We start from the raw sequence: 26237 nt of genomic DNA, 5'->3' as shown, positions 1-26237 counted from the left end.
ATTTTAGCTTGAGTGTTGTCGGGTGCGCGGCCCCGGCGGAATTGGTGACGCCGCAGGGGTACGGGGCGGGTGATGAGCTCTGCGCAGGCAATGCCATCGGATGGGGCCGGTCGATTGACCGTCGTGACGACGGCGATGCTTCCGGAGCCGCGCCAATTCGAGTTCTACCGGGAAGGCGTGTTGCGCCGCCTGTTGCCCACCGTCGAGCAACCCAGGGCGCCTTTCCGAGCGGGCATGCGCCTCGTCGTTGGACGGGGCGCGGAACTCGTCGAGCACAGATCCGACTCCGTGGATGTCGATCGATCGGCCCTGCGACTGCGGCGCGACGGATGCGACGACATCAGCGTCGACCTGATGCGTCACTGCACGTCGACCACGACGATCTCTCAGAAGACCGACCGCGTACTGCGACCGGGAGAGCTGTGCTTCATCGACTATGGCCAGCCGGTGTCCATGATCCGCTCGCGCCACGTCGCACACGGCATCATCGTGTCGCGGGCGCGGGCGCGGGAGGTGGTCGGAAGCGACGTCTCCTCGCTCGCCGGCAGACCGATCCCCGGTCAAGGCTTGGCGTCAGTGCTGCGCCAGCATCTGATAACGACCTTCGACGAAGTCGCGAACATGTCGGAGCCGGAGCGGGCGGCGGCGACCGATGCCGCCTCCGAGATGATGCTGGTGCTGCTGCGGACGCAGCTCGACCGCCGTATCGACGAGGACGGATTTCCTGCTGGCTTCTACCAGGCGGCGAGAATCGTCATCGACCGGCACTGCAGGGACCCGAACCTGTCCCCCGATCGGGTTGCCGCCGTCGTCGGCTGCTCGCGAGCGTCGCTCTATCGCGCCTTCGCATGCCACGACGAGACCGTCGCGCAGACGATCTGGGACGCTCGCCTCCAGCAGGCGCTGCAGCTGCTGACCTCGCGCGCTGGAGGCAGGCCGGCGATTGGCGATATCGCTCGGCAGTGCGGCTTTCGGCAGCCTGCGACTTTCGCCCGGATGTTCCGTCGGCACTTTGGATTCTCCCCCAGCGACGCGCCTGCCGCATTTACCTGAGACGGCCGGACAAGCGAGACCCGTGATCAAGCGGCATTTGTTTACGGCTCTCCTCGTTGCGTCGACAATGCCTGCTCGGGAGCGGTAGCAGGTGAGAAGGGCGCGCAGCGGGATTCCGGTCGCGCCTTCGGTCCGACGTGGACCGGCACCGCGGGCAACAGGGGTAATTGGGGAGTGGCATGTCGTTTCCGGCAAACATCGACCTGTTCGAGCTCGACGGTACCAACGGCTTCCGGCTAAGGAGCTTTGTATCGGAGGGGCGCGTAGGCGCATCCGTCGCGTCGGCCGGGGACGTGAACAGCGACGGCTTCGCGGATCTGATCGTTGGCGGCACCTCGAAGTTCGGCGCTCCTTCGCTGACGAGCTATGTGGTATTCGGCGCAGCGGCGGGCTTCGACTACTATTTCGATCTATCCACCTTGACCGGCACCAACGGCTTCAAGCTGGATGGCGTAACCGTCACCAACTTGAGCAATGTCTCGGTCGCGTCGGCCGGGGATGTGAACGGCGACGGCTTCGCCGATCTGATGGTCGGCGTCCTCAGTGACAACGTCGCCGCCTCTTTTGCGGCGAGCTATGTGGTTTTCGGCAAGGAGTCGGGCTTTGCCGGCGAGCTGAGCCTGCCTAGCCTGGACGGCAGCGACGGTTTTCAGCTGAGGAACTCGGCGGCTGACGGGAGCGGCTTCTCGGTCGCGTCCGCGGGGGACGTGAACGGCGATGGCTTCGATGACCTGATCGTCGGCGCTCCTCATACCGTCGATCCAATATATGGGACCTTTGTCGGGACGAGCTACGTGGTTTTCGGCAAGGCGTCGGGCTTTGCCGCCAGCCTCGACCTCTCCAGCCTGGACGGCAGCAACGGCTTCCGGCTGCCAGGCGGGTCGGACAATGAAGCCAGCGGCTGGTCGGTCGCGTCGGCCGGGGACGTCAATGGCGATGGCCTCGCCGACATTGTCATCGGCGCCCCGCAGGCCCGCCATGTCGCGGGAAAGGGCCACGTCGTGGCGGGAAACGCCTACGTCGTGTACGGAAAGCAGTCGGGCTTTCCAGCGACGGTCCATCTGGCAAATCTGGATGGCCACGACGGCTTCACGATGCTCGGCCTGCCGGACACCAACACCGGCTGGTCAGTCGCCTCGGCAGGCGACGTAAACGGTGACGGTCTTGGCGACATGATCGTTGGCACTGGCGTCGGGGCGGGGCAGAGCTATGTGGTTCTTGGCACCCGTTCCGTTTTCATCGAACGGGACCTGTCCCTCCTGAACGGCAGCGATGGCTTCCGCTTGGGCGGTCCCGGATCCAGTGGTTACTCGGTCGCGTCGGCCGGGGACGTGAACGGCGACGGCTTCGATGACCTGATCGTCGGCGCCCCAAAGGCGGACGGCTCGAACGGTGCGAGTTACGTCGTGTTGGGCAAGGCGTCGGGCTTTGCCGCCAACCTCGACCTGTCCAGCCTGACCGGCAGCGACGGCTTCCGGCTCGCGAGCAGTGACGCGAACGGCGGCGAAATCGGCTGGTCTGTCGCCTCGGCGGGTGATGTCAACGGCGACGGCTTCGCCGATCTGATCATCGGTGAGCCGGAAGCTAATACGTTGAGCAGCGGCACTCATCAGGCGACGGGAGGGGCCTACGTGGTGTTCGGCGGCGCCTTTGGCGGGTCTAAGGCGCCGGTCACGAAGAGGGGGACGGCGCCGGCGGAGAGTCTGATCGGTGGCGCCGGCGACGACATTCTGATCGGTCTGGGCGGCGCCGACGTGTTCCACGGCGGTGCCGGCGAGGACGCGATTATAGTCGGCGACCTCGCGTTTCTGCTCGTCGACGGCGGCGGCGGCGTGGACACCCTGAATCCCGACGGTAGCGGAATCACACTCGATCTCACCGGTGAAGGGCCCCTAGTGCGCCGGATCAAGGGCATCGAGCACATCGACCTGACGGGCGACAACAACACGCTCGTGATCGACAGCCACGGCGTGCGCATCGGGCCCGGTGTCGTCGTCGACGGAATGCACGTGCTCACCGTCCTGGGCGATATCAGCGACCGGGTGCTGTTGGGGAACGAGCGATGGGAATTCGCCGGAAGGATCACAAAGCCGGAAGGCACGTTCGACCGCTACGTGCTGGGCGACGCCGCGGTCGACATCGAGGAGGGTCTGAGCGCGCCGGGGACGACGATCGAGGGCACCGCAGGGGCCGACACGATTGACGAGACGACGACGGTCGCCGGGCAGCCGCTGGCTACGAGCAGGAGCGACACGATCCAGGCCGGGCCAGGCGATGATGTCGTCGCGGGCGGCGGCGGCGGCGACGGCATCCATCTCGGATCGGGAAGGGATACCGTCCGTGACGCGATCACATCCCTGGATTGCGACAGAATCTTCGACTTTGGCCTGGACGACACGCTCGACATCCCGGGCGTGCGGATCGACCGCGCGGCCCTCGACGTCGCCAAGGACACACATGGTGCTACAGTCGGTGCCGATGGCTCCAGCTTCGAGCTGGTCGGAGACTTCTCGAAAGGCGATTTGATGACGGTTGCGCTCGGGATTGGCGCGAACGCCCACACCCTGGTGACGTTCGAGCCCTTCCTGCCCACCCTGTCGGAAGGCGTGGGCGTCGATCCGGCGTCGATCAACGGCATCGTCAACGAGCCGTTCCTCATGGGCGACGGCGCCGCCCGCTTCTCGCTGGAGCTCAAATCAGCGGTGTCTGCCTTCAGCAACACCTTGGGCACTTACAAGATCGCCGCGGACGGGACCATCCATGACGTGCATGTGCTGTTCGCCAACACGCTCGATGTGCACGCCGGGGCCGCTACCGTGGATCTGGGTGCGCCGGCCGCCGGCGAGAGCATCGGCGTCTTCCTGATCCAGAACGGGTTCACGGCCTACGGCACGCTGCCTGACGATCTTTCGTTCGTAGTGAGAGGCACCGCCACGCCGGCGACGGTCGACAGCGGCATGCCGCCGGTGTTGTACAGCGCGACGCGGGGCACCCTCGAGGGGGTGGCGATCTTCCACTCGATTGCCACGCTCAATCAGGCGGACGCCAACCAGATGCTGTCTGGCGTCGCGCTTGGCGGCCAAGAGCTGTTGCTCGGCATCGAGGATCTGCCGACAACGACGGGCGACAACGACTTCCAGGATGTCGTGATCGGCATCCGCATCTTTCATGACGACGGACTGATCCTTCCCGCATAGCCGCAGTGTCGACACGAACAGCGGTCTGGTTCGCGACATGGATGGCTTGTTTGGATTTCGATCCTTGTGGTCAACCCTTCGTACGCCTCCGGCGAAGCACAGAGCTCAGAACGGACCAGTCGAACGCTTCAATTCATCGAAGACCAGGCGGTGCCCCCGAGCCGAGAAGTGCACGTCGCCAGGGATGAAATAGTTGCTCACCGCGACATCCGGCGGCTCCCGGAAGAACGGGGCGAAGCCATCGACGAAGCGTACGCCACGCTCGCTTGCCCACTGCCGCCAGTGGGTGACCTGGATGCTGTTGCGGTCGCCCGCCCTGACATTGTCGGGCCAAGGATAGACGACCAGGGTGAGCTGGCACTTCCACTCCTGGCAGAGCTCCACGATCGCGTCCATGTTCTTGCTCGCCAGCTCCAGCCCGCGGCGGCCCCATTCGTCCATGATCCTGGGATCGACGCTCCAGCGCGCGCGCCAGCTTTCATCGGGCGCCGCCGAGCCGAACGGCATGTCGAGCCAGAGGTTGTAGAGCAGCCGGAAAGTCGCGAAGTTGCCGAGCAGGAACTGGCCGGTGTCGAACCAGTGGTGTGACGGCGCCACCCCGATCGTGCCGCCTTCGCCGACGCGATAGACGATCGCCTCGTCCGTGATGTCGGAGAGGTCGAGGAAGACGTATATCTCGGTAGGCTTGATGCCGAGCTTCTCGGCAGCCGCTTCGATCTTGCGTTGGTAGATGACGGGGCTGAAGGAGAGCACGCCGAGGTTCCACACCGCCTTACCCTCCCCGGCGGCCTCGCAAGCCATCAGCCCGGCAAAGCTCTCCTCGTACGGGACCCCCAGGGCCTCGGTGAACGAATCACCGACGACGAAGATGGCGGGCTTGCTCTTGTCGTCTTCGCCCGGCGCACAGGCGCCGGTCCGGAAGCCATAGCGGTCGGTGCGAAAGGGATAGAGGGTCTTACCCCACGGTCGCATGGAATTCTGGTTCGGAGCGAGGTCGTGATGCCAGGGGGCATGGACATAGGCCTGGGTATAGGCTGTCGCGGCGTCGGCCCAGCCGCGCTTCCAGTCGGAAAAGACCGTGGCCAGCAGGATGTAATCCAGCGCCAGGGTAATGGCGAGGATCGCACAGACCTGGCCAACGACGCGGAGCAGGCCCTTCAGCCTGGGACTTGCCTTAGCTGCCAACGCTATCTACCGCCGCCTCGCCGGGTGCCGCGATGTGTCTCTTGGAAGTCATTGATGATCTCGTTTGGCAATCGACTGAGCAGGTCAATGACGAAGACAGCCCATCGCGGGCTGTCTGGTCAACCTAAGGCGTACGCGATTGGAAGGAAAGCCTGACATCGGGCGGGCGCCACGAGCTCGGTGCGTGCACTGGGGGTGCACGCGCGGGCTGCCATGTTCACGCCAGAATCGGTATTCTCCAATTGCCGGCGAGCAGAGGGTACTTCGATGTCGGTAGCGAGGCGAAATGCAGGGGATGTGCTCGAGGGCGGTGGTGCGCGCCTCCTCGAGGAAGTGGTGTTGCGATTTGTCCCGCCGGAAAGCCCCAGGCGTCCCGCGACACCGTCGGCTATCGAAGCAGCCGACCGAGACGCACGCCATTGGACAAGCACGGAAGAAGGCCCCCTGACTCCGGGCTCGGCCACCCACAAGCGCGCAATCTGCGCGCTGTTCCGCGAGACGTTCAACCCTTACCGCCCATCGGTGATTGCCTGGCCAGCGCTCGGTCCCGACGCACTGCAGCGTCTGAAGTCGCTGCCCATCTGGGACATCGCCGTGCAGACCGAAGGCCGCGCGCGCCTCAGCTTTGCCGCCTTTGCCGATGCGCTCGACGACCCCGAGATGCGGTCGACGATCATGCTGAATGCCTGGGAGGAGAACCGCCACAAGGAGGTCCTCTCGCATCTGGTGCGTGCCTACGGCATCGAGCTGGCGGAGGAGCCGCCGTATCTGCCGCCGCGAGACCGGGGGTTTGCCTTTCTCGTCACCGGCTATTCCGAATCGATCGACAGCTTCTTCGCCTTCGGGCTTTTCGAGCTGGCCAGGCGATCCGGCTTCTTTCCCGCAGAGCTCGTCGAGACGTTCGAGCCCGTGATCCAGGAGGAATGCCGCCACATCCTGTTCTTCGCCAACTGGCTGGCGTGGCACCGCGCCAACCTCGGTTGGTGGCGCCGCATCCGGTTCGAGCTGCGTGTTGCGGCCGCCTGGGTCTACATCGCCGGGCTGCGCGTGGGGCTTGCGAGGAGCGTCGGCACCAACAGGAAGATCACGCAGCAGGAAAGCAACTTCACCGTCAACGGCGCCCAGGCGGTGACGTCGGTCGAGATCGGATTCCTCGATCTGATGCGGATCTGCCTGGAGGAAAACGACCGGCGCCTGGCAGGCTACGATCCGCGTCTGTGCCGACCGACCCGCGTTCCGGCGTTGGCGCGGTTCGCGCTCGCGGTCGGCAAGCTCTGGCCGCGCAGGAAGCGCTAGGGTCGTTGTTGCAGGCGAATCGATCACCATCATCATGACACCGATCGAGCGCTGAATTGCACCCGCAGTCATGCCCGCAGTGTTTGACGGCAAGATGCCGCGCGTTTGCGGCTGCAAGTGCGTGGTGGACAAGTACAGGCATGAAAGGGCACTGAAGGATCTCTCATGGCTGTGCCGTCCAAGAAAATTCCTCTTGCCTGGATATGCCCCGCGAGCCTGCTCGAGCAGGCGACGCGCCGCTCCGGCGGGTCGCGCAACGCGGGATGCGCGGTACGCACGAGGCGAGTTGCGGCACTCGTCTCGGGATTGGCCGCTGCAGTCGCCATGCTGGCGCCGGGCCCGACCGAGGCGCAATTGCAGCCTCACAGGGCCGAGTATTCGTTGCGTCTCGGCACCGCCCTCAATGCAACGCGCATCGGCAGGGCCGTTCAGGACATCGAGCTGGACTGTGATGGCTGGCGCATCCGGCGCGAGCTTTCCGTCGATATGTCGCTGACCCCGTCGCTCAAGGTGAGCATCGCCGCGCGCGTCGAGGGCAGGGAACAGCGCGGCGGCAACGGCTTCACTTGGCGGACAGTCCAGGTCGTCAACGGCTCCGAACGCGAGGTACGGGGTACCGTTCAGAGGAACGCTGGTACGTACCGGGTCGAAGTGGAGACGCCGGGTGACGCCGAGCAATCGACTCTGCCGTCGCAAACGTTGATGCCAGTCGCCGCGATGGGCTATCTGGTCCGGCGGCTGCTCGCGAGAAGCGAAGTCTTTCCGGTGCTCATGTTCGGCGCCGAGGCGGAAGGGGCTGCTTTCCTGATCGAGGTGAAACGGACGCCAACCGGGACTCCCGATACAACACCGCCATCGCAACGCCACGTGCAGGCACCGGGCACCCAGTCCTGGTCGCTTTCCATGGCAATCACGCGCGCGGGTCGGCCGGACGGCAAACCACTGTTGTCGTTGCGGGGCCGCGTCTTCGATTCGGGTGTATTCAATGCCTTGGTCGTCGATGCCGGCGCTTTCACGGTGGCGGCGCATCTGCAAGGTCTGCAAATGCACGGGATGCCGAACTGCCCGAGATAGGACTGGCCTGCCGGGAAGTGGGCATCGGAGGCGTTGCTCGACCTTCAAGCCGATCTGCTTCACAAGGGCGACATGAGCGCGATCGGGCTCGCGATTCACCGTGATGTCGTCCTGAGCGTAGCGAAGGATCTCATCGCCGTTTGCCACAAGTGTGCTCTTGCACCTCTGGCGATGAGATCCTTCGCTACGCTCAGGACGACAGGAAGCGGACACGGTCGATCGAGAAGTGGACATCGATTGTTGCGATCTGCTTTGGTTGATGCGTGAAGTCCGTCCCGAAGGTCCGGCAGGAGCTCCGATGATCATCACCTCACGAGGCGCGAACTCGCTCGGCTGCAGCTCGGGCGCCTGGAGGATCTGGGCGCTTTCCGACGGCTATGTCGATCTTCCCGCCGAGCTGCTCAAGGAGCCGGACGGCCGGGTCTATGGAATGCCCCGATCGTTTGCCCAGGTAGGGTCGATCGTCCGACTGTCGGTCAACTGCTTCCTCTTGGATGACGCGGGTGCGGACAGAACACTGATTGATTGCGGAGCAGGGGGAAGCTGGGACGCTTCCATGGGTCACCTCGAGACGGCCTTGGTGGAGGCCGGAATCGACCCGTCATCGATCACGACCGTCGCCTTTACCCATACGCATGGGGATCACATCAACGGGCTGCGGACGCCAAATGGCCGGGAAGGATTCCCGAGCCTGAAAAGGATCGTGATCGCCGAAGACGCTGTGGCAAGTTTCCGGAACGAGTCGCATCTCCGGCAATACCGACCTCTGCTTGCCCCGATCGGAGGCGGCACCCGCCTCGCGGATGGCCTGACAACGGTCGCGATGCCGGGGCACGCGCCCGGCCACATCGGCTATCTTCTGGATACGGGCGACGACAAATTTCTGTTCTGTGGCGACATCATCCATGTTTCCGCCGCCCAGTTCGCCAGGCCCGAGCTTACGTGGACCTACGACGCCAACCAGTCCGAGGCCAGGGCCACCCGGATCAGGCTGCTGCATGATGCGGCGGCTGCCGGCACCTGGCTGGCCGGCGCTCACGTCGATTGGCCGGGCATCGGCAAGGTAGTGGGCGAAGGGCAGGGATACGCCTTCGTTCCAGTAGCGTAGCGCTGGAAAGCGTGGAGCCCGGCCTCCTGAACTTGCCTTTCCGGGAGGGTGAGTCCGGCTCTGCTACGGCAGGCGAAGCGGCAGACCGGCATCGAGACGGATACGGATCTGATCGAGTTTGCGCTTGCGACCGTTGCCCTCGAAGATGACTTCGCTCGAGCTTTCAAGGCGTCGGGAGGCAAGGCTGATCGGGAGCTGAAACTCAGCTTGTGACGTGGTCGAGTTCGACTTCTAGGCCGTGCAGTGCCGCGATCGGCGACGGTTCTATGCCGTGCTGCGCTTGGGTGGGATACGATCGCCGGTCGATGCGCTAACTACAGGAGTAACTTTCGCGGCCGCAATGTGGCTTTGCCTCCGCTGGCAAAGCCGTCGAACTAGAATGTCCGACCAATCAAAGTAGGACACCACCGCGACGCGCCCGCCCATGGCTATACCCGGATGATCTTGCCCGGGTTCATGAGGTTCTGCGGGTCGAGCGCGCGCTTGATGGTGCGCATGGTGTCGAGCTCGATCTGGCTGCGATAGTGCGCAAGCTCGTCGACCTTGAGCTGGCCGATCCCGTGCTCGGCCGAGATCGAGCCACCGTGGCTCACCACCAGATCGTAGACGGCGCCACTGATCGCGTGGGCGTGCGTCATGAAGCGCGCCTTGTCCCAGCCCGGCGGTCCCTGACAGTTGAAATGCAGGTTTCCGTCGCCGACATGGCCGAACGGCACCGGCCGGCACTCGGGCAGCACGCGCTTCATCGCCGCCAGCCCCTCGCTCATGAAGGCGGGGATCCGGCTCACCGACACCGAGATGTCGTGCTTGATCGAAGGGCCCTCGCGCTTTTGCGATTCCGAATGGTTCTCGCGCAGCGCCCAGAAGGCGCGCGCCTGCGCCTCGTTCTGGGCGATCGCCGCGTCCAGCACCTGGCCCGCCTCGAGCGCCTCGCCGAGGTAGCCCTCCATCTTCTCGGCCAGGCCTGAGGCGTTGTCGCCGGCGCGGCGCGGCCGCGTCGACCCCCATTCCATCAGCACGTACCAGTCGTGGCGTTCGGCCAGCGGATCGACCGAGCCCGGGATGTGCTTCAGCACCAGGTCGATGCCCTGGCGACTCATCAGCTCGCATGAGGTGACGTTGTCCTCGCTGGCGGCGTGGGCGCCGCTCAGCAGGGCGACCGCGGCCTCGGGCGAGGGCACGGCGATCCACGCGGTGGCCGTGTCCTTGGGCCGCGGCCACAGCTTCAGCACCGCCCGCGTGATGATGCCCAGCGTGCCCTCGGCGCCGAGATAGAGGTCGCGCAAATCGTAGCCGGTGTTGTCCTTCTTGAGCGCGCGCAGGCCGTCCCAGACCTCGCCCGCCGGCGTCACCACCTCGAGGCCGAGCACCAGCTGGCGGGCATTGCCGTAGTGCAGCACGTGAACGCCGCCAGCGTTGGTCGAGAGATTGCCGCCGATGGTGCAGCTGCCCTGGGCGGCGAGGCTCAGCGGAAACAGCCGGTCGTGCTGCGCCGCCGCCTCCTGGATGGTCTCCAGCACGACGCCGGCCTCGACCGTCATGGTGTATCCGATCGGATCGATCTCGAGGATGCGGTTCATGCGATTGAGCGACAGCACGATCTCGCGCCCGCTCTGGTCGGGCGTGCCGCCGCCGGCCATGCCGGTGTTGCCGCCCTGGGGCACGATCGCGACTCTCTCGGCCGCACACAATTTGACGACGGCAGCAACCTCCTCGGTGCTGGCTGGCCTGACGACGGCGAGCGCCGCGCCGAGATAGTTTTCGCGCCAGTCGGTGAGGTAGGGATGCTTGCCCTGCGGATCGGTTATTAAGCCGCGCTCGCCGACGATGGCGGCGAGCTTGTCGATGATAGCGCTCATTGGGTTACCCACGTCCAATCCTCCCCCGTAATCGGGGGAGGTGCTCCGTCATACGGGGCGGAGGGGGAAGGCCGCAGACAAGATGCTTCTGATTCCGACGTCGGACTCGGAGAGAATCGGACTGCGGCCTTCCCCGTCCGGCCCTTCGGGCCCACCTCCCCCGATGACGGACGATGACGGGGGAGGGAAATGAGATCTCACCGCTCACAGCCTCAGAATCTTCCCCGGATTCATGATGTTCTGCGGATCGAGGGCGCGCTTCAGGGCACGCATGGTGTCGAGCTCGACCCTGCTGCGATAGTGCGCCAGCTCGTCGAGCTTGAGCTGGCCGATGCCGTGCTCGGCCGAGATCGAGCCCGCCATGTCGCGCACCAGGTCGTTCACCACGCGGGTGATCTCCGGCTCGTACTGGCCGAGCATCTGGCGGTCCATGCCCTTGGGGGCGGCGAAGCCGAAGTGGATGTTGCCGTCACCGATATGGCCGAGCGGTTGTGGACGCAGGCTGGGCAGGATCTCGAGCGCCGCCCTGACGCCCTGGTCGATGAAGCCCGGAATCTTCGAGATTGACACCGACACGTCGTAGCTCAGCGCCGGCCCGTCGGCGCGCCCGGCCTCGGCGACGCCCTCGCGCAGGCGCCACATGTTGCGTGCCTGCGCTTCGTTCTGGGCGATAACCGCGTCGAGCACGCGGCCGGCCTCCATCTCGTCGGCCAGGAACTGCTCGAGCTTTTCCGACATGCCCTCCGCGCCCTCCACCTTGGCACGTGACGACGACCATTCGAGCAGCAGGTACCATTCTGTGTCGGCCTTCAGCGGATCCTGCGTGTTGGGCAGGTGGCGGACCACCATGTCGATGACGTTGCGGCACATCAGCTCGCACGAGCCGACATTGTCCTCCGACGCGGCATGCGCCGCCGACAGGATCTCGATGGCGGCCTGAGGGTCGCGGATGGCGAGCCAGGCGGTGGCGACGTCCTTGGGCGCCGGCCACAGCTTCAGCACCGCCTTGGTGATGACGCCGAGCGTGCCCTCGGCGCCCATGAACAGGTGCTTGAGATCGTAGCCGGTATTGTCCTTCTTGAGCGAGCGCAGCCCGTTCCACACGTCGCCGTTGGGCAGCACGACCTCCAGCCCGAGCACCAGGTTGCGCGCGTTGCCGTAGCGCAGCACCTGCACGCCCCCGGCGTTGGTCGAGAGGTTGCCGCCGATCATGCACGAGCCCTGGGCGCCGAGGCTCAGCGGAAAGAAGCGGTCGTGATTCGCCGCCGTGTCCTGCAGCATCTGCAGCACGCAGCCCGCCTCGACCGTCATGGTGTAGCCGACCGGGTCGACGTCGAGCACATGGTTCATGCGGCCGAGCGAGAGCAGGATGCCGTTGTGCGTCGGCCACGGCGTGGCGCCGCCCATCAGCCCGGTGTTGCCGCCCTGCGGGACGATGGCGATGCCGTGGTCGTGGCAGAGCTTGACTACCTTCGCGACTTCGTCGGTGTTGGCTGGCCGCACTACCACGGCGGCACTGCCCGAGAGCGAGCCGCGCCAGTCGCGGATGAACGGCTCCTTGCCCGGATCGTCCAGGATCAGCCCCCGGTCGCCGACGATGGCGCGCAGCTGGTCGAGGACCGCAGGCGTGACCGGCACGGTGGGAATGCTGGGAACGACGACTGTATCGGGCATAATTCCTCCGTTGAGGCGAGACTAGCGCCGGTCGCTTTTGCCGTCATCCGCGGCGGCACGGCGCAGGCGGTCGTTGATCGCAAGGCCCAGTCCCGTCTCCGGAATGGGCATGACGGCGATGCGGCCGATGCCCGGCCGATCGAGCGCGCGCATCATGGCGAACAGGTTGGCGGCCGCCTCGGCGAGATCACCGGCCGGGCTGAGATTGAACGTCAGCATGGCGCCCGAGGGCACATCGGGCCCGAACGCCAACAGGCCTTCGTCGGCGCCAGCGGTTGTCGCGTCGAGACGGACCGGTCGCGCCGGCGCGTAGTGGCTGGCGAGCTGTCCGGGCGATCTGCGAGCCGCGTCTCCTGTCGGCAGGGCATCGCTCAAGGCGATGCGGCCGATCACCGCCTCGATCGCCTCGCGCGAGATGCCGCCCGGCCGCAGCAGTACCGGCGCGTCGCGCGACAGATCGAGCACCGTCGATTCCACGCCGACCAGGCATGGGCCACCGTCGATGATCATCGGCACGCGCGCGCCCAGCGATTCGGCGACGTGCTCGGCGCGGGTCGGGCTGATGGCGCCGCTGCGATTGGCCGACGGCGCGGCGATCGGCCGGCCGGCTTCGCGAATCAGCGCCTGCGCCACCGGATGGGAGGGCGCGCGGATCGCCACCGTGTCGAGGCCGGCGGTCGCCAGCAGCGCGATCGCCGACCCGTTTGCGCGTGGCAGGACGAGCGTGAGGGCGCCCGGCCAGAACCGCGACGCAAGGCGTTCCGCCGAATCGCTCCAGCGCACGAAGCGCCGCGCCTCTCCGGCATCGAGCACGTGGCTGATCAGCGGATTGAACTGCGGACGTCCCTTGGCCTCGAAGATCGCCGCGACGGCGCGCTCGTTGGTGGCATCGCCGCCCAGGCCGTAGACGGTCTCGGTCGGAAACGCGACCAGCTTGCCATCGGTCAACAGCTTGGCGGCAGCCACGATGGTGGCGGCCGTCGGCTCGACAATCGTCACCGGAACGCCCTGCTGCGGGCGATGAAGTGCGGGTTGGAGAAGTTGGGCTTGCCGTAGGCGAGCGGCCGGCCGTCGGTGGTCACCACCTCGCCGCCGGCGGCTTCGAGCACGCCCTGGCCGGCCGCGGTGTCCCATTCGTTGGTCGGGCCGAAGCGCGGGTAGATGTCGGCCTTGCCCTCGGCGATCAGGCAGAATTTCAGCGACGAGCCGGCTTGGATGCGGTCGATGACGGTCAGCCCCTCGCGGCGGAACCAGATGTCGAGATCGCTGTAGACGGCGTGGCTGCGGCTGGCGCAGCAGGTCAGCCCGTCATCCGGCGGCGTGCGCACGGCAATGGCTGCGAAGGCGCCGCTCTTCTCGGACTTGTCGGCGCCCAGGCTCGCCGCGCCGCGCCACAGCGTGTCGCTGGCCGGCGCCAGCACGATGCCGAGCGTGGGCCGGCCGTTCTCGATCAGGGCGATGTTCACGGTGAACTCGCCGTTCCTCTTGATGAATTCCTTGGTGCCGTCGAGCGGGTCGACCAGCCAGAACGGGCCGTCGCCGATCACCGGCACGCGGCCCGCCGCCATCTCCTCCTCGGCAACGATCGGGGTGCCGGGCGTCAGCCGGCGCAGGCCGGCAACGATGATCGCCTCGGAGGCGTGATCGGCGTCGGTCACCGGGCTCTTGTCGGGCTTGTCACGGACGCCGAGATCGCCGGCGTAGATGCGCATGATCTCGCGGGCGGCGTCGCGGGCGAGGTCGGTACAGGCGGCGCGCAGGTCCGCGGGAGGGGGCAGGGGCACGGTTTCCGGGTTGCTTTTGGGACGGGCGCCCTTATAGCCCATCGGTCGATGGCAAACAGTCTCCTGGGCGTCCTGTCAGCCCTTCCGGAAGAGCTGGTCCACCTGTCCGACCGCTCGGGCGAGCAGACGGTGGTAGGGGGACTGCCTTTCTGGCGTGGCCAGATCGCCGGCCGCGATGCGGTCTTCGTCGAAACCGGGCCCGGCAAGGTCAATGGCGGCGTCGCCACCGCCCTGATGCTCGACCGCTTCGATTGCCGGGCCTTGATGCTGTGCGGCGTGGCGGGCGGCCTCGATCCGGCGCTGGGCGTCGGCGATATCGTGATCGGCACCAACAACCTGCAGCACGACTACGGTATCGACCGGGAGAGCGGCTTCGTCACCATCCAGCCGGGCAGCCGGCCCTCGCTGGGCGACGACTGGGCGCCCGGCTATCCGCTGTCCGAGGCGCTGGTGACGCGCCTGCGGGACGCCCTTGCCGGGGTCGAGCTGGAGCCGTTGCCGGAGGCGGTCGGCGTGGGCCGGCGCCGACCCGGCCTGCATTTCGGCCCGATCCTCACCGGCGACATCTTCGTCAATTCCGGGACCACGCGCCGGCGCCTGCAGGAACGCTTCGCGGGCGCCATGGCGGTCGAGATGGAAGGCGGCGCCGTGGCCCAGATCGCCCGCCGCTGGGGCGCCGACATCCCGATCGTCAACGTGCGCTGCCTGAGTGATCTCGCAGGCTCCGACAGCCACCTCGACTTCCGCGCGTTCCTGCCTGTCGCCGCCCGTTACGCCTCGGTGGTCGCGCACCGGCTGGCGCCGGTGATCTGACGCTCATGTGGACCGCGGGCGTCCCGCCCGCTCTTCTCATGAGCGGGTTCATGTGCGGGCGGGACGCCAGCGGTCCGGAAGAAGAGCTCCCGGCGATGAGCTACGCCTCCACCCCCGCCGCCTTTCGCAGCAGCGCGAGCGAGCGGGCGCGGTCGGCGGGGCGGGCGAGGCCGGAGAAGCCGGAAAGGCGCTGCTCGAGCCATTCGGGGGCGATGCGGCGCAGGCTGTCGATCTCGACGCCGGCGCGCGCCAGATCGCCCTGGCCGGCGTAGTTCAGCGCGAGATAGTGCAGGATCGGCGCGTAGGTCGGCAGCAGCCGCTTGCCCAGCAGACCCCAGTCGATGCCGGCGGCGTAGTCGCCGTCGACGAAGCTCGCGGCGCACAGGCAGGTATAGATGTTGTACTGCTGCGGATCGCGCGGGCTGAGGCGCAGCGCCTCGCGCAGCCGCTGCGCGCCTGATGCCGTGTCGCCGGACGCCACCTCGGACCAGCCGAGGGCCACCAGCACAGCGACGTCGTTGGGATTGCGGCGCCACGCCTCGCGCATGTTCTCGAGCGCATCGTCGAAGCGCTGGGCGAGCCACTGCGCGACGCCCTTGTAGACCCGCGCCGTGTAGTCGTCGGGATCGATCTCGAGCGCGCTCTCGCTGGCCTCGAGGGCGCGCGCCAGGGCAACCGCCGGATCGTCGGTGGTGCGGAAGTTGGCGTGCTGCCACCAGGCGAAGGCGAGCGTCGTCCAGGCACGGCCGCAGCGCGCGTCTAGCGCGATTGCCGCCTCGGCCTGGGCAATCGCGTTGTTGCGCAGGGACGTGTCGACGCGCTGGTAGGCCGCCATCGCATCGCCCCAGGCGCGCATCGCCATCTGGTAGGCGCCCATGTGGCTCGGCCGCGCGCGCCGCAGGCTCGAGGCCTCGGCCGCCTCGACGCGTGGGCCGACCGAGGCGGCAATGCGCCGGGTGAGGTCCTCCTGGACGTCGAACAGATCGTCGACGACCACGTCGTAGCGCTCGGCCCACAGATGACCGCCGGACTGGGCGTCGATCAGCTGGGCGTTGATGCGCGCGCGATTGCCCGACATGCGGCCGCTGCCCACCAGCACGTAGCGTACGCCCAGCTCGCGCGCCACCTGGCGGACGTCGATGGCGCGGCCCTTGTAGGTGAAGGCGCTGTTGCGCGAGATCACGAACAGCGAGGAGAAGCGCGACAGCTCGGTCGTGACGTCCTCGCAGATGCCGTCGACGAAATGGTCATGGTCCGGATCGCCGCTCATGTTCTGAAACGGCAGCACGGCGATCGACGGCTGCTCCGGCAGGGCGAGCGCGGGTTCGACCGGCGGCTTGACGGGCGAGGGCGCGGTGCCGCTGGGCGCCGACACCCGCCAGTCGGAGGCCTGCCAGCGCACCCGGTAGGCCTTGACCCGGCGTCCGACGTTCTTCAGCGCAAGCTCGCCGAGATCGTCGAACGTCGCCTTCACCCGTCCGCTGGTCGCATCGAGGACGTTGCCGGAGATGATGATGCCGCCTGCCTCGGCCTCGGCTTCCAGCCTGACCGCGACGTTGACGCCATCGCCATAGAGATCGTCGCCGTCGACGATCAGGTCGCCGACATGCAGCCCGATGCGGAACGCCATGGCGTCGTCGTGCGCCCGCGGCGCGTCGGTGTCGGCGATCGCCTGCTGGAACTCGATGGCAGCGCCCAGCGCCTCCACGGCGCTGGCGAACTCCACCAGAGCGCCGTCGCCGGTCATCTTGACCAGGCGCCCGCCGTGGCGCGCCAGCGTCGGCTCGAGCCGCTGGCTGCGATGGGTGCGCCAGCGCGTGACCGTGCCACTCTCGTCGCGGCCGAGGAGGCGCGAGTAGCCGACCATGTCGAGGGCGAGGATTCCCGCCAGGCGCCGTTGCTCTCGAGTCAATGAAAGTCCCAAGCGCCGTTCCGTGGAGTGAATGAGCATCGTTGTTGCCGTTGTCCGAGGCGGCAACTCTAGCGACCCGCATGCGGCCGCAAGATGAGCGTGGTGTGGCGTCTCGATGGCGCTTGGTGACAAGTGAAATCGACGTCAGCGCGCGCACGCGCTCTTCCCCTGCTTTGCCGATATCGAGCGGACGCGTTTCAAATTCCTCCCCCGTAGTCGGGGGAGGTGCCCCGTCATACGGGGTGGAGGGGGAAGGCCTCAGACGAGATCCATGAGATTCCGACGTCGGAACTTTACGAACCTCGTTTGAGGCTTTCCCCCTCCGGCCCTACGGGCCACCTCCCCCGACTACGGGTCGACTACGGGGGAGGAACATGAGTCACGCTGCTGCGTGCCCGCCCAGCACGCGTCCGGCGACCGCCTCGAGCTTCTTCACCATCGCGGGCGCGCGCGCCGGCGGCGCGGTGATCAGCGCGTACTCGAGCGCGCGGTCGCAGCCCGCCGGGCAGGGGGCCGGCCGCGACGCCTTGAGGCGCGGGGCGATCAGCTTGATTAGGGTCTTGGCCTTCTCGGCGTTCTCTGTCAGCACGCGCACGATGTCGGCGACCTGCACGTGGTCGTGGTCGGGATGCCAGCAGTCGAAATCGGTGACCATGGCGACGGTCGCGTAACAGATCTCGGCCTCGCGGGCGAGCTTGGCCTCCGGCATGTTGGTCATGCCGATGACGTCGCAGCCCCATGAACGATAGAGCCTCGATTCGGCTAGGCTGGAAAACTGCGGTCCCTCCATCGCCAGATAGGTGCCGCCGAACCTCAGCGGGATGCCGGCCGTCTGGGCGCAGTCGCGCGCCGCTTCGGCGAGGCGATTGCAGGTCGGATGGGCCATCGAGACGTGGGCGACCAGTCCCTCGCCGAAGAAGCTTTTTTCGCGCGCAAACGTTCTGTCGATGAACTGGTCGACGACCATGAAATGGCCGGGCGGCAGGTCCTCGCGCAGCGAGCCGCAGGCCGACAGGGACAGCAGGTCGGTGACGCCGGCGCGCTTCAGGGCGTCGATGTTGGCGCGGTAGTTGATCGTGGTCGGCGAATGGCAATGGCCGCGGCCGTGGCGCGGCGCGAACACGAGGTCGAGGCCGTCGAGCACGCCGAACAGGAACTCGTCCGAGGTCTCGCCGAACGGCGAGGCGACCCGGCGCCAGGTCGCGCGCTCGAGGCCGGCAATCTCGTACACACCGCTGCCACCCAGGATGCCCAGCACCGTCATCTGCTTCTCCCTGCTGGCGCTGGTGTATCATCCCTGCCGAAACGGTTGGGAGAAATCATGGGCAAGCTCGACGGCAAGATCGCCATCGTCACCGGCGCGACCAGCGGCATCGGCCGGCGCACGGTCGAGATCTTCGTGCAGGAAGGTGCCAGGGTCGTGGCGACCGGCCGCCGCGAAAAGCTCGGCCGCGCGCTCGAGGCGGCGCTGGGCAAGGACGCGTGCCTGTTCATAAAGGCCGACGCCACTCGGGAGGCCGACGTCGCGGCGATGATCGCCGCCTGCCTCGGCCGCTGGGGCCGGCTCGACTGCCTGTTCAACAATGCCGGCGGGCCGGCGCCGGTGGGCGGCATCGAGACCATCCCGGTCGAGGGCTTCGACGCCGCCATGGCGACCCTGGTGCGCTCCGTCATGCTCGGCATGAAGCATGCCGCACCGGTCATGATGAAGCAGGGCGCGGGCAGCATCATCAACAATGGCAGCGTGGCGGCGCGCCGCGCCGGCTACTCGACCTCGATGATCTACGGCGCCGCCAAGGCCGCCGTGGTGCATCTCACGGTGTGCGCGGCGATGCAGCTCGGCGAGAAGAACGTGCGCTGCAATTCGATCTCGCCGGGCGGCATCGCCACCGGCATCTTCGCCAAGGCGCTCGGCCTGCCGCCCGACAAGGCCGACAGCTATGCCGAGGCGATGAAGGCCGGCTTCGCCAAGAGCCAGCCGATCCCGCGCGCCGGCCTGACCGACGACATCGCCCACGCCGCGGTCTTCCTGGCGTCGGACGAGTCGACCTTCATCAACGGCCATGACCTCGTGGTCGACGGCGGCATGGTCGGCGGCCGCCTGTGGGGACCGCACCAGGAGGGCGTTCAGGCGATGAAGCAGGCGTTCGGGGTGGAATAGCTCTCCTCCCCACGCTTTGTGTGGGGAGGTGCCGGCGTCTTACGCCGACGGAGGGGTCATGAATCACGCGGACCGCGGGCGTCCCGCCCGTTCATTCTCATGATCATGAGCGAGCGGGGCGCCCGCGGTCCGGAAGAGCATGACCCCTCCGCCTGCCTGCGCGAAGCCGAAGCGGCTTCGCTACGGCGAAGGCAGGTCGGCGAAGACGTCGACACCTCCCCGGCTTTGCCGGGGAGGAGAATGATCACGCCAGCGGTGCGCTGACGTCCTGGCCGAAATAGGCGTGCTCGAGGCGGTTGGGCAGGTCGGGCTCGTCGGTCCGCGCCTCGAGCACGATCGAGCCGCGGGCCAGGGCGTAGACGCGGTCGGCGAGATTCAGCGCCTTCTCGATCAGCTGCTCGACCAGCAGCACGGCGGTGCCGGCGTCGCGCAGGCGTGCCGCCGCGGCGAGCACGCGATCGACCAGCACCGGCGAGAGGCCGGCCGACGGCTCGTCGAGCATCAGGAGCTTGGGGTGCCGCACCAGGCCCTGGGCAACTGCCAGCATCTGCTGCTGGCCGCCCGACAGGGTCACGGCGCGGTCGTTGCGCTTCTCGGCGATTTCGGGGAAGAACGCCAGCGCCTCCTCGACCCGCCCCTCCAGCTCGCGACGCGCCATCCCGTAGCCCGCCAGCATGACGTTGTCGTGCACGCTGAGCTGGGTGAACACGCGATGGCCTTCGACGACGTGCACGAGGCCGGCATTGACCGCCTCGCGCGGACCGGTCGTGCTCATGTCGCGGCCGGCGAAGGTGACCTTGCCGGTGCGCGGCAGCAGGCCGGACAGGGCCTTCAGGAGCGTGCTCTTTCCGGCCCCGTTGGGGCCCAGCAGCGCCACGATCTCGCCCGCGCCGACCGTGAGGTCGATGCCGTTCAGCACGCCGATCTTGCCGTAGCCGGCGCTGAGGCTCTTGACCTCGAGCAGAGTCTCACGCCCCGAGATAGGCACTGACCACCTCCCGATGCGAGCGGATCTCGGCTGGCGTGCCGGCGGCCAGCTCTTTGCCGAGGTTGAGCACGGTCACGCGATCGCAGATGTCGAAGATCAGGTCGGCGTGGTGCTCGACCAGCAGCACACCGGTGCCGGCCCGGCTGATCGCCACGATCAGCGCGCCCAGCCGGCGGATCTCCTCCGCGGAGAGACCGGCCGCCGGCTCGTCGAGCATCAGGAAGGCCGGCCGCAGCATCAGGGCGCGGGCGATCTCCATGAAGCGCAGCTCGCTGTGCTGCAGGCGGTCGGCGCGCACGCCGGCCAGCGTCTCCAGGCCGACCGTGGCCAGCGCCTGCATAGCCGCCTGCTCGAGATGCTTCTCGTCGCGGCGATGGCGCGGCAGGCTCAGCATCGCCTCGCTGAAGCTCGCCTGGCCGTGCACCGTGCCGCCGATCATGACGTTGTCCAACACCGACGCCGCGCCGACCAGGCGCGGTGTCTGGAAGGTGCGGGCGATACGGTACTCGGCGCGCCGGTACGGCTGCTCGAACGGCAGCTCGGCACCGCCCAGGGTCATCGTGCCGCTGCTCGGCCGGTAGTAGCCCGAGATCACGTTCAGCGTCGTCGTCTTGCCGCTGCCGTTGGGGCCGATCAGGCCGTGCACCTCACCGGAGCGGATCTCGAGATCGAGGCCGTCGATGGCGCGCACGCCGCCGAAATGCAGCGAGATGTTCTTCAGCGAGATCGTGCTCGGCGCGCTCCTGTCGAGCACGCGCGGCAAAAGCTCGGGCCGTGGCACGATCTCGCGATGCTGCTCGAGCGGCCGGCGGTTCTTGAAGTCGAGCAGGTCGGCGATGCCGCCCGGGATCAGCAGCACGATCACCAGCAACAGTGCTGCGTAGAGGAAGGTCGACCACTGCACCAGTGGCGCCGCGAACTCGGGCAGCGCCGTCAGGATGATGGTGCCCAGCGCCGGCCCCAGGATCGAGCCGCGTCCGCCGATCAGGATGGCGATGAAGAACAGCACCGACATCTCGAAGGTGAAAGCGTCGGGCGTGATGTACGACTGCAGCGCGGCGAACAACCCGCCCGCCACGCCACCGAGTGCGCCGGCCAGCAGGAAGATCAGCATCAGCAGCCGGGGCTTGGCGATGCCCGACGCCTCGGCCGCGACCTCGGCGTCGCGGATGGCGACCAGGGCGCGGCCGTAGCGGCTCGAGCCTATGTTGGCCGTGATCCAAGTCGCCAGCGCCGCCAGCAGGAAGCAGAAATAGTAGAAGCCCCAGCCGGGATCGAACGGCCACGGGAACACCGGGCCGGGCGTGCCGACGCCGCCGCCGGTGACGTCCTTCCAGGCCAGCGCCACCTGGGTGACGATGGTGGCGAAGCCCAGCGTGGTCATGGCGAAGTAGAAGGTGCGCAGGCGCAGCGCCGGCAGGCCGACGATGACGCCGAAGATCGCGCCCATGACGCCGCCCGCGGCGAGCGCAAGATAGGCCGGCCACTCGGGCCCGACGCGGCCGGCCGCGAGCGCCGCCGTGGTGTAGGCGCCGAGCGTCAGCATCGACACCCAGCCGATGGCGATCTGCCCGGCGTAGCCGACCACGAGGTTCAGCCCGGCCGACAGCACCCAGTAGATGTAGGCGCGCTGGGCGATGACGCCGATGTAGGAATCGTCGAGCAGCGGCAGCAGCAGGCCGATCAGGCCGAGCGCGATCCAAGACGCCTTGCCCTCGAGCCAGCCGAGCAGGCCGGCCTGTGGGCGGGGCGCCGCGAAGGAGGCGGCGGTATCCGTTGTCATATGGTCCCCGCCCGTCAGACGCGCCGCGCCGCCGCAGCGCCGGCCAGGCCTTCGGGCCGCAGCAACAGCACGACGATGAAGACGGCGAACACGGCGACCGCGGCGAAGATGCCGCCGACCAGGAAGTTGGCGGCCTGCTGGAACAGGCCGAGCGCCAGGCCGCCGATCACGGCACCGCGGTTGGAGCCCATGCCGCCCAGCGCCACGGGCACGAAGCCGTAGAAGTTCAGGATCGACTGGTTGCCGAAGAAGGCCAGCAGCATCTGCGCGCCGGTGAAGCCTGCCAGGGTGCCGATGACGCCGGCGAGGGCGAAGCTTGCCATGCGGAGCTGCGTTTCGGGCAAGCCGAGTGCGCGCGCGGCGTAGCTGTCCTCGGCGATGGCGAGGAAGGCGCGGCCGACCAGGGTCTTGCGATAGAGGAACTCCAGCCCGCCGATGGTGACGGCGCAGGCCACGATCGGCAGCCAGAGCTTCTGGTCCAGCCAGCCCGCGCCGAGGTTGGGATCGAGCGGCAGCAGCGGCGGGAAGGGCTGCGCCTCGGTGCCGAACTCGATCGCGGTGACCTGCTGGATCATCAAGGCGAAGGCGAGCGTCGACAGCACGTAGAGATGCTGCTCGACGCTCTTCAGCACCGGGCGCACGGTCAGGATCTCGGTGACGAGGCCGAGCGCGGCGCCGCACGCCAGCACGGCCACGAAGCCCAGCACGGCGTTGATGCCCCATTGGTGGATGAAGAGCGCGCCCAGCACACCGCCCAGCATTCCCAGCATGCCAGCAGTAAAGCTGAACACACGCGACGCCGAGTACATCACGTTGTACGTGATGCCGATCAGTGCGTAGACCGCTCCTACCGCGAGGCCGTAGGAAACGATCGACTGGAACATGGTCTAGCTGGCGTAGCCGGGCGCCAGGTTGAACGCGCCGTCCTTCAGCGAGTTGACCTCTGCCATCACGACCTCCTGGTCGGGGAAGCCGTTGTGCTGCTCGGGCGTCCAGGTGACCGTGCCGTAGACGCCCGGCCAGCTCTTGACCTTGTTCATGTGGGCGACGACGTCGGCGGGCTTGGTGCCGGCCGCCTTGAAAGTGTCGGCGATCATCTGGGCGCCGTCCCAGCCCAGCGCCACCCACCACAGGAGCGTGTCTCCGAACTCGATCTTGTTCTTCTTCAGGCGCTCGACGAACGCCGCCGCGCGCTCCGGCAGCTTGCCGCCGACGTAGCAGCAGTTGCGGAAGTTGTTGGAATAGACCTTGTTCCAGTTCTCCGGCTTGTCGAGCAGGGCCTTGGTCTGGCCAGAGCCCAAGGTCGTCTGGCCGACCACCGGCACGTCCCACGCCATGGCGCCGCGCGTGTTGAGGATGCGCGACAGGAAGCCCGCATTGACGCTCCACGGCATGATCGCCAGGGCGCCGGCGTTCTGCATGCGCAGCAGCTCGGGCTTGAGGTCGGGGTTCGCCGCGTCGACGTGGTTGGAGTAGACGACTTCGGCGCCCATCGCCTTCAGCATCGGCACGTAGGTGTTGACCGAGGCCGTGCCGTAGCCGGTGGTGTCACTGATCACTGCGACCTTCTTCAGCTTCAGCACGTTGACGACATAGTGGTTGGCGCCCTTGCCGACCTGCGTGTTGGTCGGCGCGATGCGGAACGACATGGGATACTTCTTCACGTCGATCAGCTCGTCGACCCAGCACGGATGCAGCATCGGCACCTTGTCGCGCGCGATCAGCGGCGTCGCCGCCAGCGCCTCGCCCGAGTTGAGCGGCCCCCAGATGATCGAGGCCTTCTGGCGCTGCGTCAGCTCGGCCACCGCGTTCACCGCCTTGGTCGGATCGCTCTGCGTGTCGCGGCTGACCAGCTCGAGCTTGCGGCCCTTGATGCCGCCCGCGGCGTTGATCTCCTCGACCGCGAGCTGGGTGCCGCGATTGATGCCGATGCCGGTCGACGAGCTGGGTCCGGTCAGCGCCGGCAGGTAGCCGATCTTGATCGGGTCGGACTGGGCAATGGCCGGCGCGGGAAAGCTGCCGGCAGCGGCGAGAGCCGTTGCAGTGGCGGCCGATCCGGCCAGGACTTGGCGACGACGAAGCGACATGTCATTCCCTCCCACACAGGGCCTTCGAAAAAGGATCGTGTTGTTTTGCGTAGCATAGCCGGCGGCGATGGATGGTCAACGCAAGTGCCCGTCCATGAGGATGCTCGTAGTATTAGTGATGGGTCTCGTAGTATCGCCATTCGTCATTTGACATCGTTGGTCGGGCCCTGGCCGAGCCGGCCGTCGCGGAGGAGTGGATGGTCAAGGAGTACGTCAAGTCGGCCTGTCCGCACGACTGCCCCAGCGCCTGCTGCCTCGAGGTCGAGCGATTGTCCTCGACGCGCATCGGGCGTATTCGCGGTGCGGCTGCGAACAGCTATACCGACGGCGTCGTGTGCGCCAAGGTGGCGCGCTACGCCGAGCGGGCGCACCATCCCGACCGCCTGAAGCAGCCGCTGCAGCGAACCGGCGAGAAGGGTCGGGGCGAGTTCCGTCCGATCTCATGGGAGGCGGCGCTCGACGAGATCGCCGAGGCCTTTCAGCGGGCGACCCGCACGCATGGCGCCGAGTCCGTCTGGCCCTACCATTCCGGCGGCACGATGGGCGTCGTGCAGCGCTGGGGCCTCGACCGCCTGCGCCATGCCTTCGGCTATTCGCGTCAGAAGACGACGATCTGCGTGACGCCGGCCGAGTCGGGCTGGCGCGCCGGCGTCGGCAAGCTCACCGGCCCCGACCCGCGCGAGATGGCTGACTCCGACCTCATCGTCGTGTGGGGCGGCAACCCGGTCTCGACCCAGGTCAACGCGATGACCCACATCGCCAAGGCGCGCAAGCAGCGCGGCGCCAAACTGGCCGTCGTCGACGTCTACCGCACGCCGACGGTCGAGGCAGCCGACATCGCCCTGGTGCTGCGCCCCGGCACCGACGGCGCGCTGGCGCTCGCCATGATGCACGTGCTCCTGAAGGAGGGACTGGCCGACCGCGCCTATCTCGCGCGCTACACGGATTTCGGGCCGGACATCGAAGCCTATCTCGCCGACAAGACGCCGGACTGGGCGTCCGCCGTCACCGGCCTGCCGGCCGAAGAGATCACCGACTTCGCCCGCCTCTACGGCCGCACCGGGCGCAGCTTCCTGCGCGTCGGCTTCGGCTTCACCCGCTCGCGCAACGGCTCGACCGCGATGCACGCCGTGACCTGCCTGCCGGCGATGACCGGGGCGTGGCGCCATCGCGGTGGCGGCGCGTTCTTCCTCAATCTCGACAATTGGCGGCTCGACACCCGGCTGGCGCATGGCCTCGATCTGATCGATCCGAAGACGCGCGTGCTCGACCAGTCGCGCATCGGCCCGGTCCTGTGCGGCGAGCCGGACGCGCTAGCGGGCGGGCCGCCGGTCAAGGCGATGCTGATGCAGAACGCCAACTCGGCCAACGTGGCGCCCGACAGCGCCGCGGTGGCGCGAGGCCTTGGTCGCGAGGACCTGTTCGTCTGCGTGCACGAGCAGTTCATGACGGCGACGGCGAAGTACGCCGACATCCTGGTGCCGGCGGCGATGTTCCTCGAGTACGACGACATCTATTACGGGCTGGGCCACACCCACCTGACGGTCGGCCCGTGCGTGCTCGAGCGCTACGAGGACTGCCGCACCAACCACGAGCTGGTCTGCGCCCTGGCGCAGCGGCTGGGCGCGCCCCACGAGAGCTTCCGCATGAGCGCCGTCGATGCTACCCTGCGCGCCTCGGGCAAGGGGACCTGGGCAGAGGCGGCGGCACGCGGCTGGGTCGATTGCGCAGAAGATTTCCAGGCGTCGCACTTCCTCGACGGCTTCCCGTCGCGTGACGGCCGCTTTCACTTCAAGCCCGACTGGAAGGCGGTCGGGCCGTACCATGCCGGCCTGAAGGCGCTGCCCGACCATCTCGAGAACTACGAGCGTTCGTCGGCGGACCTGCCGTTCCGCCTTGTCGTGCCGCCAGCGCGCGCCTTCCTCAACACCACCTTCACCGAGACGCCCGGCTCGGTCTCGCGCGAGGGCGAGCCGCGCGCCCTGATCCACGAGGACGACGCGGCCCGGCTCGGCCTCGGCGAGGGCGCCATGGTCCGCCTCGGCAACGCCCGCGGCGAGGTCAAGCTCGCCGCCCGCGCCGCGCGCACGGCTCGGCCGGGAGTCGTCATCGTCGAAGGCAATTGGCCGAGCGACGCCTATCCGGAGCGGGTGGGCATCAACACCCTGATCGGCGCCGACCCCGTCCCTCCCAACGGCGGCGCCGCCTTCCACGACACCGCCGTGTGGATGCGGGCGGCGTAGCTCTTCTCCTCCCCAGCTAA

At 67.6% G+C, this 26237-nt stretch carries 19 protein-coding genes; 8 read left to right on the top strand and 11 right to left on the bottom strand.

Features of this window, described 5'->3' with window-relative positions; all coding sequences use genetic code 11:
• Nucleotides 1-123: 123 nt before the first annotated feature.
• Both AB7O82_RS08675 and AB7O82_RS08670 read left to right on the top strand, forming a co-directional pair.
• On the top strand, nt 124-1053 hold the full coding sequence (locus AB7O82_RS08675; RefSeq protein ID WP_428537399.1) for a helix-turn-helix domain-containing protein: 930 nt from the start codon (nt 124-126) through the stop codon (nt 1051-1053).
• 179 nt (nt 1054-1232) lie between these two features.
• The gene (locus AB7O82_RS08670) at nt 1233-4250 is read left to right on the top strand and encodes a DUF4114 domain-containing protein (RefSeq protein WP_428537348.1); all 3018 of its coding nucleotides are present in this window, start codon (nt 1233-1235) and stop codon (nt 4248-4250) included.
• A 105-nt stretch (nt 4251-4355) separates the two neighbouring features.
• Here AB7O82_RS08670 and AB7O82_RS08665 read toward each other — a convergent pair whose 3' ends face one another.
• Nucleotides 4356-5435: an SGNH/GDSL hydrolase family protein gene (locus AB7O82_RS08665; protein ID WP_428537351.1), complete on the bottom strand. Its 1080-nt coding sequence runs from the start codon at nt 5433-5435 to the stop codon at nt 4356-4358.
• A gap of 336 nt (nt 5436-5771) precedes the next feature.
• Here AB7O82_RS08665 and AB7O82_RS08660 point away from each other — a divergent pair, with 336 nt between their 5' ends.
• The 3 genes from AB7O82_RS08660 to AB7O82_RS08650 all read left to right on the top strand — a co-directional run bounded on the left by AB7O82_RS08660 (nt 5772) and on the right by AB7O82_RS08650 (nt 8913).
• On the top strand, nt 5772-6731 hold the full coding sequence (locus tag AB7O82_RS08660) for a hypothetical protein (RefSeq protein WP_428537354.1): 960 nt from the start codon (nt 5772-5774) through the stop codon (nt 6729-6731).
• Between the two features lie 165 nt (nt 6732-6896).
• Nucleotides 6897-7805 carry an EipB family protein gene (locus AB7O82_RS08655; protein ID WP_428537357.1) on the top strand — a complete coding sequence of 303 codons (909 nt, stop codon included), beginning with the start codon at nt 6897-6899 and terminating at the stop codon, nt 7803-7805.
• 298 nt (nt 7806-8103) lie between these two features.
• On the top strand, nt 8104-8913 hold the full coding sequence (locus AB7O82_RS08650) for an MBL fold metallo-hydrolase (protein ID WP_428537360.1): 810 nt from the start codon (nt 8104-8106) through the stop codon (nt 8911-8913).
• A gap of 428 nt (nt 8914-9341) precedes the next feature.
• On the opposite strand, the gene AB7O82_RS08645 is transcribed toward AB7O82_RS08650, so the two are convergent.
• From AB7O82_RS08645 to cysQ, 4 genes are all read right to left on the bottom strand, one after another.
• The gene (locus tag AB7O82_RS08645) at nt 9342-10772 is read right to left on the bottom strand and encodes an FAD-binding oxidoreductase (RefSeq protein WP_428537363.1); all 1431 of its coding nucleotides are present in this window, start codon (nt 10770-10772) and stop codon (nt 9342-9344) included.
• 204 nt (nt 10773-10976) lie between these two features.
• On the bottom strand, nt 10977-12446 hold the full coding sequence (locus AB7O82_RS08640) for an FAD-binding oxidoreductase (protein WP_428537366.1): 1470 nt from the start codon (nt 12444-12446) through the stop codon (nt 10977-10979).
• Between the two features lie 21 nt (nt 12447-12467).
• Nucleotides 12468-13445, bottom strand: coding sequence for an L-threonylcarbamoyladenylate synthase (locus tag AB7O82_RS08635; protein WP_428537369.1), 978 nt, complete (start codon nt 13443-13445; stop codon nt 12468-12470).
• On the bottom strand, nt 13442-14158 hold the full coding sequence (cysQ, locus tag AB7O82_RS08630) for a 3'(2'),5'-bisphosphate nucleotidase CysQ (protein WP_428537402.1): 717 nt from the start codon (nt 14156-14158) through the stop codon (nt 13442-13444). Before cysQ ends, AB7O82_RS08635 begins: the two co-directional genes overlap by 4 nt.
• Nucleotides 14159-14278: 120 nt before the next feature.
• Here cysQ and AB7O82_RS08625 point away from each other — a divergent pair, with 120 nt between their 5' ends.
• Nucleotides 14279-15043 carry a 5'-methylthioadenosine/S-adenosylhomocysteine nucleosidase gene (locus tag AB7O82_RS08625; protein WP_428537372.1) on the top strand — a complete coding sequence of 255 codons (765 nt, stop codon included), beginning with the start codon at nt 14279-14281 and terminating at the stop codon, nt 15041-15043.
• 100 nt (nt 15044-15143) lie between these two features.
• Here AB7O82_RS08625 and AB7O82_RS08620 read toward each other — a convergent pair whose 3' ends face one another.
• Together AB7O82_RS08620 and AB7O82_RS08615 are read right to left on the bottom strand one after the other, a co-directional pair.
• Entirely contained in the window at nt 15144-16955 is a 1812-nt protein-coding gene (locus tag AB7O82_RS08620; RefSeq protein WP_428537375.1) for an adenylate/guanylate cyclase domain-containing protein, read from the bottom strand.
• Between the two features lie 379 nt (nt 16956-17334).
• Nucleotides 17335-18219 carry an S-methyl-5'-thioadenosine phosphorylase gene (locus tag AB7O82_RS08615; protein ID WP_428537378.1) on the bottom strand — a complete coding sequence of 295 codons (885 nt, stop codon included), beginning with the start codon at nt 18217-18219 and terminating at the stop codon, nt 17335-17337.
• A 57-nt stretch (nt 18220-18276) separates the two neighbouring features.
• On the opposite strand from AB7O82_RS08615, the gene AB7O82_RS08610 reads away from it, so the two are divergent.
• Nucleotides 18277-19116 carry an SDR family NAD(P)-dependent oxidoreductase gene (locus AB7O82_RS08610; RefSeq protein ID WP_428537381.1) on the top strand — a complete coding sequence of 280 codons (840 nt, stop codon included), beginning with the start codon at nt 18277-18279 and terminating at the stop codon, nt 19114-19116.
• Nucleotides 19117-19360: 244 nt separating this feature from the next.
• On the opposite strand, the gene AB7O82_RS08605 is transcribed toward AB7O82_RS08610, so the two are convergent.
• Genes AB7O82_RS08605 through AB7O82_RS08590 form a run of 4 tightly spaced genes read right to left on the bottom strand, consistent with a single transcriptional unit; the run spans nt 19361 to nt 23974 of the window.
• Nucleotides 19361-20104, bottom strand: a complete 744-nt coding sequence (locus AB7O82_RS08605; RefSeq protein WP_428537384.1) for an ABC transporter ATP-binding protein — start codon at nt 20102-20104, stop codon at nt 19361-19363.
• The gene (locus tag AB7O82_RS08600; protein WP_428537387.1) at nt 20085-21887 is read right to left on the bottom strand and encodes an ABC transporter permease subunit; all 1803 of its coding nucleotides are present in this window, start codon (nt 21885-21887) and stop codon (nt 20085-20087) included. The genes AB7O82_RS08605 and AB7O82_RS08600 overlap by 20 nt, the downstream gene beginning before the upstream one ends.
• 14 nt (nt 21888-21901) lie before the next feature.
• Nucleotides 21902-22771 carry a branched-chain amino acid ABC transporter permease gene (locus AB7O82_RS08595; protein WP_428537390.1) on the bottom strand — a complete coding sequence of 290 codons (870 nt, stop codon included), beginning with the start codon at nt 22769-22771 and terminating at the stop codon, nt 21902-21904.
• A gap of 3 nt (nt 22772-22774) precedes the next feature.
• A complete protein-coding gene (locus AB7O82_RS08590) occupies nt 22775-23974 on the bottom strand; it encodes an ABC transporter substrate-binding protein (RefSeq protein WP_428537393.1) in 1200 nt (399 codons plus the stop codon).
• Nucleotides 23975-24171: 197 nt separating this feature from the next.
• Between AB7O82_RS08590 and AB7O82_RS08585 the strand changes: the two genes are divergently transcribed.
• Nucleotides 24172-26217 (top strand): molybdopterin-containing oxidoreductase family protein, encoded by a 2046-nt coding sequence (locus AB7O82_RS08585; RefSeq protein WP_428619201.1) that lies wholly within the window; start codon nt 24172-24174, stop codon nt 26215-26217.
• Nucleotides 26218-26237 lie beyond the last annotated feature (20 nt).

The organism is Reyranella sp. (assembly GCF_050185545.1).
Classification (GTDB): domain Bacteria; phylum Pseudomonadota; class Alphaproteobacteria; order Reyranellales; family Reyranellaceae; genus Reyranella.
Note: the sequence above shows the minus strand (reverse complement) of the source record. Positions and strands in the feature narration are given on the sequence as shown.